This window comes from Vibrio sp. 10N.222.55.C6 (genome assembly GCF_041473395.1).
GTDB classification, from domain to species: Bacteria; Pseudomonadota; Gammaproteobacteria; order Enterobacterales; family Vibrionaceae; genus Vibrio; species Vibrio crassostreae_C.
In genome coordinates this window covers 94201-104736 of record NZ_JBFRSD010000039.1, presented here as the reverse complement: position 1 = coordinate 104736, position 10536 = coordinate 94201, and the positions used below count along the sequence as shown (strand labels likewise).

Annotated in this window: 8 protein-coding genes, 1 pseudogene and 1 riboswitch; of the genes and pseudogenes, 3 read left to right on the top strand and 6 right to left on the bottom strand. The window is 46.2% G+C overall.

Annotated features, from left to right (window positions below):
• Positions 1-27: 27 nt before the first annotated feature.
• From dapD to AB4486_RS20875, 6 genes and pseudogenes are all read right to left on the bottom strand, one after another.
• Positions 28-1059, bottom strand: a complete 1032-nt coding sequence (dapD, locus tag AB4486_RS20900) for a 2,3,4,5-tetrahydropyridine-2,6-dicarboxylate N-succinyltransferase (RefSeq protein ID WP_372058755.1) — start codon at positions 1057-1059, stop codon at positions 28-30.
• Positions 1060-1317: 258 nt separating this feature from the next.
• Positions 1318-1950: pseudogene (locus AB4486_RS20895) on the bottom strand (MarC family protein).
• Between the two features lie 228 nt (positions 1951-2178).
• Positions 2179-3168 (bottom strand): GGGtGRT protein, encoded by a 990-nt coding sequence (locus AB4486_RS20890; RefSeq protein ID WP_372118483.1) that lies wholly within the window; start codon positions 3166-3168, stop codon positions 2179-2181.
• Between the two features lie 23 nt (positions 3169-3191).
• The gene (locus AB4486_RS20885; protein ID WP_017071044.1) at positions 3192-3884 is read right to left on the bottom strand and encodes an iron-sulfur cluster assembly scaffold protein; all 693 of its coding nucleotides are present in this window, start codon (positions 3882-3884) and stop codon (positions 3192-3194) included.
• A gap of 194 nt (positions 3885-4078) precedes the next feature.
• A riboswitch (Fluoride riboswitch) is annotated at positions 4079-4163 on the bottom strand.
• 154 nt (positions 4164-4317) lie between these two features.
• Positions 4318-4611, bottom strand: coding sequence for a YebG family protein (locus tag AB4486_RS20880; protein WP_008223840.1), 294 nt, complete (start codon positions 4609-4611; stop codon positions 4318-4320).
• Positions 4612-4699: 88 nt separating this feature from the next.
• A complete protein-coding gene (locus AB4486_RS20875; protein ID WP_048608012.1) occupies positions 4700-5596 on the bottom strand; it encodes a LysR family transcriptional regulator in 897 nt (298 codons plus the stop codon).
• 208 nt (positions 5597-5804) lie between these two features.
• Between AB4486_RS20875 and AB4486_RS20870 the strand changes: the two genes are divergently transcribed.
• The 3 genes from AB4486_RS20870 to AB4486_RS20860 all read left to right on the top strand — a co-directional run bounded on the left by AB4486_RS20870 (position 5805) and on the right by AB4486_RS20860 (position 10521).
• Positions 5805-6755 carry a TDT family transporter gene (locus tag AB4486_RS20870; protein WP_372118480.1) on the top strand — a complete coding sequence of 317 codons (951 nt, stop codon included), beginning with the start codon at positions 5805-5807 and terminating at the stop codon, positions 6753-6755.
• Positions 6756-6882: 127 nt separating this feature from the next.
• Positions 6883-10359 (top strand): exodeoxyribonuclease V subunit gamma, encoded by a 3477-nt coding sequence (recC, locus tag AB4486_RS20865; RefSeq protein ID WP_372118478.1) that lies wholly within the window; start codon positions 6883-6885, stop codon positions 10357-10359.
• 6 nt (positions 10360-10365) lie between these two features.
• The gene (locus AB4486_RS20860; protein WP_372118487.1) at positions 10366-10521 is read left to right on the top strand and encodes a hypothetical protein; all 156 of its coding nucleotides are present in this window, start codon (positions 10366-10368) and stop codon (positions 10519-10521) included.
• The last annotated feature ends 15 nt before the right edge of the window (positions 10522-10536 follow it).

Sequence of the window (10536 nt, the reverse complement as noted above, 5' to 3'; positions counted from 1 at the left end):
TCTAGCATCTAGCATCTAGCGCTTAGATTAGTTGTTGCTGTGTAGTTCGCTGTTTAGCTCAACAGCAGACTTGTTCGCTAGGCACTCGATTTGGCCTGTGATTGAGTTGCGACGGAACAGAAGATCAGACACGCCAGCAAGATCGCGAGCTTTAATGATTTCTACTTCATTGCCTTCTTTATCTAGCATGCGAACCTTAGTACCCGCAGTCACGTAAAGACCAGACTCAACTGTACAACGGTCACCCATAGGGAAGCCAAGACCCGCGTTTGCGCCTAGTAGGCAGTTTTCGCCGATAGAGATAACCATCGTACCGCCACCAGACAGAGTACCCATGATAGAAGCGCCGCCGCCGATGTCTGAACCGTTACCTACAACAACACCCGCAGAGATACGACCTTCAACCATGCTCACGCCAGTTGTACCAGCATTGAAGTTGATGAAACCTTCGTGCATTACTGTTGTGCCTTCGCCTACGTGTGCGCCAAGACGAACACGAGAAGTGTCAGCAATACGAATACCTGTTGGTACTACGTAGTCCACCATTTTAGGGAACTTGTCTACGCAATCTACAGACAGAGCACGACCTGCAAGGCGAGCTTCGATTTGACGCTCAGCCAGCTCAGGTAGGTCGATAGGGCCTTCGTTTGTCCATGCGATGTTGTGCAGTAGACCGAAGATGCCGTCCAGTACCGTACCGTGTGGTTGTACTAGGCGGTTAGAGATAAGTTGTAGCTTTAGGAAGCCTTCAGCAACTGATGCTGGCTTCTCGTCAGTAGCAAGAACAACAAGAACAAGTGGCTGTTCAGACGCTGCCGCTTTTTCTGCTAAAGATGCGTTAGCTGCATCATCGTTTGCTGCGAATGCCTTCGCCAGTTCTGCGCTTTGTGCAGCAGAGATTTCGATAGCTTGGTTGCCTTCAGCGTAACCTGACACTTCAGCTACAGCTGCTACAAGAGCGTCGCTTGGGTTTAGAAGCGGGTTAGGGAAGAACGCTTCAATGATTTTATTGTCGCGATTTTTGGTTGCCGTACCGAAGGCTAGTGAAAAATAAGCCATGTTGAATCTCCATGTGTTGAGTCTTGATTTTGCTATTCCAAAACAACGGCTCGAATAACAAGCGCTGCCGTTAGCAAAGTTAATTTAATTGCGTTCATCATAAAGAGAGCGCCCTCGTTATGAAAGGGCGTATCGGGATAAAGTCTGTAAAATGATATTGCTTGTCTTTTGAGAGATAGTTTTCTGCAATGAGAAAGCACTGCAGATCAACACAAATTGATTGGTGCGTTAATCAACATTCTCCTGTGAATCCCCTCTTTAGATAAACAGTGCCTTATAAGCTTGCTCAATCCCTTCAATCAACATCTGCATACCGATTACCGCGAGTATCAACCCCATCATTCGAGTAATCACGTTCAGTGCGCTTGGTCCAACGGCTTTAACGAAGCGCTCGCCAAATACAAACAATACGTAGGTTAAGGCGCATAGTAGGCCAAAGGCGACGATGGTTTCGTAGATGCCTTCGGTGCTGGCAAAGTTCATCGCGGTGGCAATGGTGCCCGGTCCGGCTAATATTGGCATTGCCAGTGGCGAGACGGCGATACTGAGCGCCGCATCTTGTTGAGCGTCTGAGTTGACCTTCTCTTTTGCTTTAGAGTGTGTTGAGTCACCTTGCAGCATATGAAAGCCAATCAAGAACACGAGGATCCCGCCGGTGATACGAAGCGCGTAAAGCGCGATACCAAAGAGGTCGAAGATGAGTTTACCCGAGACAGCAAAGGTGCTGACGATGATGAAGGCGATGAACACTGAGCGGAAAGCGATAGACTTGACCGTTTCCCTATCATTATCACCTGTTAATCAAAGAAAGATCGGTGTGTTGGCGATAGGGTTCATGATGGCAAAAAAGCCCATGAACACGGTAATGGTATGAATGATGAGCTCTTTCATATTATTCCTTTGAAAATATGTAGTTAAATACGACAGCAGAATGTATTTAATCTTAGATACAAATAATTATTAGAAATAGATAGTAGAGCAAATGTGAATAAAAAACAGCCAGCATAAGGCTGGCTGTTTGGTTTTAGTGATAGGTGTAGAGTTTTAGTCGTCCGTTATTGCTTGATTCTCAACTAACAGACTCTACATAACAGGCAGATTGTGGGACTCACTTTGTCGTTATGCGTGTTGAGATTCACTCACTGCCACAGCCAATGCAACCGTCGCTCCGACCATTGGGTTGTTGCCCATGCCGATGAAGCCCATCATCGCCACGTGAGCAGGAACTGAAGAGCTACCTGCGAACTGAGCATCAGCGTGCATTCTGCCCATGGTATCGGTCATGCCGTAAGACGCTGGGCCTGCTGCTACGTTATCTGGGTGCAATGTTCGACCTGTACCGCCGCCTGAAGCAACTGAGAAGTATGGCAAACCTTGGCGAGTGCGTTCTGCTTTGTAGATACCCGCTACTGGGTGTTGGAAGCGAGTAGGGTTGGTTGAGTTACCCGTAATACTGACATCCACCTCTTCTCTGTGCATGATAGCCACACCTTCACGAACATCATCAGCGCCGTAACACAAGATGTCGCCGCGAGGGCCTTGTGAGAAACGGCGACGTTCTGTTTCAACAAGTTCACCTGTTTGGTAATCGTATTGAGTGCGCACGTAAGTGAAGCCGTTGATGCGTGAGATAAGATAAGCGGCATCTTTACCTAGGCCATTTAAGATCACTTTCAATGGGTTTTGACGTGATTTGTTGACGTTTAGTGCGATTTTGATCGCACCTTCTGCTGCAGCAAAAGATTCGTGACCCGCAAGGAAGGCGAAGCAGTGACTTTCTTCATTGAGAAGACGAGCGGCTAGCGCGCCATGTCCAATACCAACTTGGCGTTGTTCAGCAACACTGCCAGGTTTGGTGAATGCTTGAAGACCTTCACCAATAATATTAGCGGCTTGTTCTGCGCTGGTGGCTTTACGAAATAGCGCCAGTGCTGAGCCTAGGATATAAGCATCGGCAGCGCTTTCAAAAGCGATAGGTTGGGTGTCCATCACTAATGCTTTTGGGTCGACATTATGTGATAAACAGTATTGGTTTGCTTGCTCCAACGAGTCGAAGTTCATTTCTGCCAATACGCGAGTTACTGATTCATTAAATTGAGTGTTCATCATATCTTTCCTCTAAATTGGCAAAATTACTGTTGGCGTGGGTTAATAGTGGTCACGGCTTCATCGAAGCGGCCATAGGTCCCTGTCGCAAGGTCGGCCGCTTCATTCGCTGGCACGCCTTGGTTAATCGCCTTCATCATTTTGCCGAGGTTGAGATATTCGTAGCCAATCACTTCGCTGTGATCATCAAGTGCAAGCTTGGTTACGTAACCTTCTGCAAGCTCTAGGTAACGAACGCCTTTTGCTGCGGTTGAGTAGCTGGTGCCAACTTGGCTGCGCTGTGTTTGACCTAAGTCTTCTAGTGCTGCGCCGATCTCTAGGCCACCTTCAGAGAAAGCCGACTGAGTTCGACCGTAAACAAACTGCAGGAAGATTTCGCGCATCGCGACGTTAATCGCGTCACATACCAAGTCAGTATTCAGCGCTTCTAGAATGGTTTTTCCGGTGAGGATTTCCGCAGCCATCGCGGCAGATTGAGTCATACCTGAACAACCAATCGTTTCGATTAATGCTTCTTCGATGATGCCGTTTTTTACGTTAAGAGTCAGTTTTGCAGCACCTTGTTGTGGTGCACAAGTGCCAACACCGTGGCTTAAGCCAGAAATAGCGATGACATCTTTTGGGCTAACCATTGCGCCTTCAACTGGAATTGGAGCTGAATTGTGAAGATCACCCCTTTGAATAGGGCACATTGATTGAATTTCTGAAGAGTAGTGCATAATGTTTTCTCACTTATAGAGCCATTTAAGGCCTAGGGCGTTGAGAAAACAGGACGTGTTGGAAGAGGTGCGGCTAATTCACTACAGATCTTGAGTATCGATAATCCAAAGGTGTCATGGAACTTGGTCTTAATAGACTAAGTCCATTTCAAAATGGAGGAATAGCGATACGTCCAACAGTATTACCTGTTTTCGATTCTGTAGGAGTCATTAGCACTGTTCGGAAAGAACGGGCGGTTGAAGCAAAAGCTTAGGTGGAACCCCATCACCTGATGGCTATAGATTAGATCTTCCTCACACTTTCATGCAAGCGAATGTTTAGAGCGATTTCGACTATAAACAAGCTTCATTATATTTCGATAAGTATAAAAAACGCCAATAACGAACTCTGATTAGAGGCGTCATTGACGTTTTTTAGAAAGGTATCAGCTAGTTAAGCTGCATCTTCTTCTGCGTCTTCAACAGCTTCAAGCTTCTTAGCTTTTTTCGGAGCTGGCTTACGCTTAGCACCTAATGCGTAAAGAACTTCTTCTTTGTTCTTTGCTAGGTACATTGCAAGTTCTTCTTGCTTGCCTTCATCTTCAACTAAATCGCTTTTGCCTAAAAGTTCAAAAAGCTCATCAGCCATATCCAGCATTTTGTCGTATGCGTCGGCTTCGGCTTTAGAGGTAAAAGTCATTTTCTCTTCTCCGTTGCGTTCCACCACGTACTTGACGATAACAGCCATGGTTAATCCTCTAAGTTTGATAAATTTTACTGGCTTTTTATACAGTTTCTGATGTTAAAAGTCCAGTTGGAGCCCTAACAATGCGGCCTCAATCTTGATGTGTAGCCCAGTCTTCACAATAACTCATGAAAGATTTCAGTAGTGGGCTCTGGTATTTGTCCTTGTGTACCAGCATCCAGAAACGTCGTTTCATGTCGAGTGGCACATCGAGCGCTTTCACTCGGCCTGAATCAATCGCTCGTTGCGCCGCCAATCGTGATAAACAAGCGAATCCAAGATTGGCTGAAACTGAATTGATGATCGCTTCAGTGGTGTTGAGTTCAAAGGATTCATACCAATGTTCGATGCGAGGCGCAACGGCACGAAGGAAAAACTCGCGGGTCCCTGAGCCTGATTCACGTAGAATCCAGTGACTATCTTCCAAATCGCTTAAAGTCACTTTTTCTTTTGAAACGAGAGGATGTTGATTACTAACAATAATACACATTTCATCGCTGCTAAACTGACTCGAAATGAGTTCAGGGTGTAATGTTTTTCCTTCAATTAGCGCGATATCAAGTTCATAATCCACCAACTTTTGGCAGATCAGGGCACTGTTTGAAATGAACAAGCTTTGATCCTGATGTTGAGTTCGTTCGCGAAAGCCTGACAAAATAAACGGTGCGACCTGATTACCAATCGTGTCACTCGCGCCGACCTTTAGATTGCCACTTAAAGGCTGATCATCACGGAACAAAACATCAATACCAGCAGCACGATGTAATATTTCATCCGCCAATGGAAGTAACTTATGTCCCTCTTGGTTGAGAATTAATCGGTTGTTGACCCGGTCAAATAGAGAGTGGCCGAGTTGTTTCTCCATTTCGCCTAGTGCCATGCTGACCGCAGCTTTAGACAGAAACAGAGCCTCAGAGGCAGCAGTCAATGTCGAGTGCTGAGTAATAGTGACGAACACTTTGAGCTGTTTTATTGAAATATTAGCCATCAGATTCCTAGTTTTACTCTGCTGGTGAAAATGGATTCTGTTCAGTATTGATGAACACTTGTTATATATAATTGGATATTGTTTAACGAAGCGCAAGCGTATTATGGCTTCAACAAGCTGATGAGTTCACAAGTTTAGTGAATTAGGTTTAAGAGAGGCTGACATGATTCAACGTATTAAATATAGATTAACAGGAGCTCCAACACCCATGGCAGGGTTAGCACTCGCAATTGCAAGCTTAGGCTGGTGTTGGGATGGTGTTCTAGTCGCACAAGGTATCTTACACACACCGGGTTTGGTGCAGTGGATCAGTGCTGGCATTGCGGCGGTATTACTTCTTGTTTTAGCTGTGAAATTTTTGATTCATGGTCACCTATTGCGTGAAGATCTTGCTCACCCTGTTGTCGGCAGTGTGGTACCAACATTTGCAATGGGGTGCATGGTGGTGTCAGCGTCTTTGGCGCCAATCTCTCAATTCTTACAAGAAGCTATGTGGTTGGCTTCTGTGGCTTTGCATGTTGTGTTTCTAATGAGCTTTTTGTACCACAGAGCTAAAAACTTTGAGATTCACCACATGGTGCCAAGCTGGTTTGTGCCACCGATCGGTATTATCGTCGCTGACGTCTCTTTCTCAGGTAATCCAGTTTTAGAGCCAGTAGCTAACGCGACTTTGGTATTCGGCTTATTGGTTTACGCAGTAATGCTACCAATCATGGTTTACCGTTTGATCTTCTCTCACGAAGTGCCAGATGCTGCAAAACCAACGATTGCGATTATGGCAGCACCGGCAAGCCTATCTTTGGCGGGTTACTTAACCGTTACTGCTAACCCTTCACCTGTGATCATTGGTTTACTATTTGGTATTGCAGTGTTGATGACGTTCATTATCTATATGACGTTTTTCAAACTACTTCGTCTGCCATTTAGCCCTGGTTATGCAGCGTTTACTTTCCCAATCGTGATTGGTGCAACAGCCTTGTTCAAACTGGCTGCGTGGATGCAAGCACAAGGTGTTGAAGCGCACTACATCAGCCAAGTGTTCAATCTAGCGTACCTAGAACTGATTGTGGCAACCTTCGTCGTCGGTTATGTGGCGGTTCGTTATTACATGAACTACAAACCTCACCGTGTTTTAAGTGCGGTAGCGGGCAGATTGTAAAGGGCAATAGTTCAAAAGATAAACGGACCTTAAGCTTTCGGTATTTCATAAGCTTATATTCCTCATCCAAACTCGGCACTTATGCTAATCTGGCTTTATATTGTGGCAAGATTAGCGTGAGTGCACTTTGTTTACTGTTTACCATTCCAATAAAGTCGATACTTTAAAAATCCTTCTCGTTCATTTAATCAAAAGTGATCCTTTAGCCAACCCTTTCGAAAAAGAGCAGATCTTGGTTCAGAGCCCAGGTATGTCTCAATGGCTTAAGATGGAACTCGCCAAAGAGTTTGGTGTAGCAGCAAATATAGACTTTCCTCTTCCAGCAACCTTCATTTGGGATATGTTTACCCAAGTGCTTCCTGATGTACCTAAACGCAGTGCTTTTAACAAGGAAGCGATGACATGGAAGCTGATGAGTTTGTTACCCGCTAAGCTTGACCACCCTGATTTTTTACCTCTACAACGCTACCTTGAAAACGACGAAGATGATTCGAAGTTGTACCAATTGGCAGAGAAAATTGCCGACATCTTCGATGGCTACTTGGTGTATCGACCTGAGTGGATGGCGATGTGGGAAGCGGGAGAACCCGTTGCAGAATTGATTGATAGTGAAGGGCAACAAGAGCACCCTTGGCAACCGATTTTGTGGAAGGCACTCTACGAGCAAACGCTCTCTCAAGGCCAATCGAAATATCACCGTGGTAACTTGTATCACGACTTCATTGAAGCGTTAGCTAATCAACAAGGCCAGTTACAACACCTGCCGAAACGTCTGTTTGTGTTTGGTATTTCGTCACTGCCTCCTCGTTATATGGACGCATTGAAAGCGCTTGGCGAGCAGATTGATGTCCACCTGATGTTTACCAACCCTTGCCAACATTACTGGGGCGATATTCGTGACCGTAAATACTTGGCGAGAGTGGAAGCGCAGCGTCGTAAGCAGTTTGCTTTGGTTGATGGTTTACCTCAGCTAGAAGGCGAAGTCTCACCATTAAAAGATGGCATTGAAGCCAATATTGAAGACGAACTGCATACCAGCCAAGCGGTCGGTAATAGCTTACTGGCGTCTATGGGTAAACTGGGCAGAGATAACCTGTTCTTGCTGTCTCAATCAGACAGCGAAGAGCATGAGTTCTTTATTGATGTCGAGAGAGACAGCCTGCTGCATCAACTGCAAGCCGATATTCTTGAGTTAGAAGAGCACCAAGACGATCACATCTTAGACTCCAGCAACCACAAACAAGTGGTTGAGCTGGGCGATCGTTCGTTGACGGTACACGCTTGTCACAGCCCAATGCGCGAGGTGGAGGTTCTCCATGACCAGTTGTTAGCGATGTTTGATGCTGATCCAAGCTTAAAACCACGCGATATCATTGTGATGGTGGCAGACATCAATGCTTACAGCCCTGCTATTCAGGCGGTATTTGGTAATGCTCCGGGTGAGCGTTATATCCCTTACTCGATCTCGGATAGAACGGCAGACCAAGAGAGCCCAATTCTGACCGCGTTCATGCAGTTGGTCGCGTTACCGAACACGCGTTGTCTAGCTTCTGAACTTCTAGAGCTATTAGAAATCCCAGCGATGATGGCACGCTTCGGTATTGATGAATTTCAATTTGAACAAGCTAAGCAGTGGGTTGAAGAGGCGGGCATTCGTTGGGGGGTTGATGCTTCAACTGCAACAGAATTTGATCTACCTGCGACTGAGCAAAATACCTGGCTATTTGGTATTCAGCGTATGTTACTGGGCTATGCGATGTCAGACTCTGCGGGCTTGTTTGAAACTGAACATTCTCCGATTGCGGCTTATAACGAAGTTCAGGGTATTAACGCCGAACTTGCGGGTAAGTTAGCGCACTTTATTGACCGTATCGCTCATTACCGCCAACGACTAACTGAAACCCAATCAATCGATATGTGGCGTGAAACCTTGCTGCAAATGATTGATGATTTTTTTGCGGTTGAGCTGGAAGGTGAGGTGGTGCTTAAGTCGATTCGTGATGCACTTTCACAACTGAATGAACAGCTTGATGATGCCTTGTATAAGCAAGAGTTGTCGCCGAGTATCATCTATCAGTACTTAAATAATAAACTGTCGGGCGCCCGTATCAGTCAGCGTTTCTTAGCGGGACAAGTTAACTTTTGTACCTTGATGCCGATGCGTTCTATTCCGTTCAAAACCGTCTGTTTGTTAGGCATGAATGATGGGGTTTACCCTCGCTCAATGCCGCCAGAAGGTTTTGACCTGATGAACGGGCGCACTCGACCTGGTGATCGTTCTCGTCGTGATGATGACCGTTATCTATTCCTAGAAGCAATGCTGTCAGCACAAGAGTGTTTATACATCAGCTATGTCGGCCGTTCGATTCAAGATAATACTGAGCGAGTACCGTCGGTATTGGTTTCTGAGTTGATTGAGTACTGCCACCAGAACTACAGTTTAAGCGAAGACCAAGCGCTACCAAGTGATGATTCAGGCATCAACCTGACTCAAGCGATCAGCTTTGAACACACCATGACACCGTTCAGCCCTGCAGCTTTCACGCAAGGTGACGCAAGCCATGTATTGAGCTACGCCAAAGAGTGGCTACCTGCGGCAAATCGTTCTGGCGAACGCAGTGGTGAATTCAATCGCGCATTGGATGATTATTTACTTGGTGCGAGCTATCCACTGGAATTGGATCTGGTTGAGTTACAGCGTTTTTGGCGTTTGCCAGTGCAGTACTTCTTTAATCGCCGTCTCAAAGTGGTGTTTGAGCCACCTCTTCCGGTAATGGAAGACGATGAACCATTCGTACTCAATGGGCTAGAGAGCTTCCAGCTTAAAGATGCGCTGCTGCAAGTGTTGCTGGACCATCCTGAAGGCGCTGACGAAGCGGTTCGATTGTTTGTCTCTGAGCAAAAAGCACAGGGTCGCTTACCGGTTGGCGCCTTTGGTGATATCGAATTTGAAACCAACCGTGTTCAAGCGGAAGACTTAGCCAAAGAGATTCGATTTGTGAGTGGATCACCGCAACAAGATCTCGAAGTGAATATCGAACTTGATGTGTTAGGCGAAGGCAAACCTGTTCGCTTGATGGGGTGGTTAACTCAAAACTATCAATCAGGTCTAGTGCGTTTCCGTAGCGGCAAAATACGCTCTCAAGATTACTTGGCAGCGTGGATTGATCACCTATCCTGCGCTGTTATGGGGCACGGAAAAACGACCCATATTATTGGCTATGACAGAAAAGAGGGCGTGGTTCACCAAACACTACAACCGATTGGCGATGCGCAGCAGGCGAAGAGTTTGCTGGCTGAGTTAGTACGACTGTTTTATCAAGGCATGACAGCGCCATTACCTTACTTCCCGAAAACCGCATTAGCTGGTGTTGAAGCGGGCTTTAGTCGTGGGAAATGGGTCGATGACGAAGAAAAGTCCCTTAAGAAAATGGCCGATACCTTTAATGACAGCTTCGCCTTCACGGGCGAGGGTAGAGATACCTACATCTCACGAATCTGGTCTAAATGGGACGATGAATTGGCTACTGAGTCGCGTATGTATTCAACGCTTGTGCTACAGGCGGCAAGGTTGGCTGCTGCCGATCTGGCAGATCAGGAGTAAGTGGCTGTGATCGACAAGATCAATAGCGTGCACGCTGAATTAATGAAAAACGAAAGAGAGTTGTTGGTCAGCGTTTGGGATGCCTGCATTCAAAGTGAAGGGAATCAAGGCAAAGGGAAGCAGGTACAGGAAATAAAGTGGCCGCCAGTAAATCATTATTAGTGTAGGGCGTTCGCT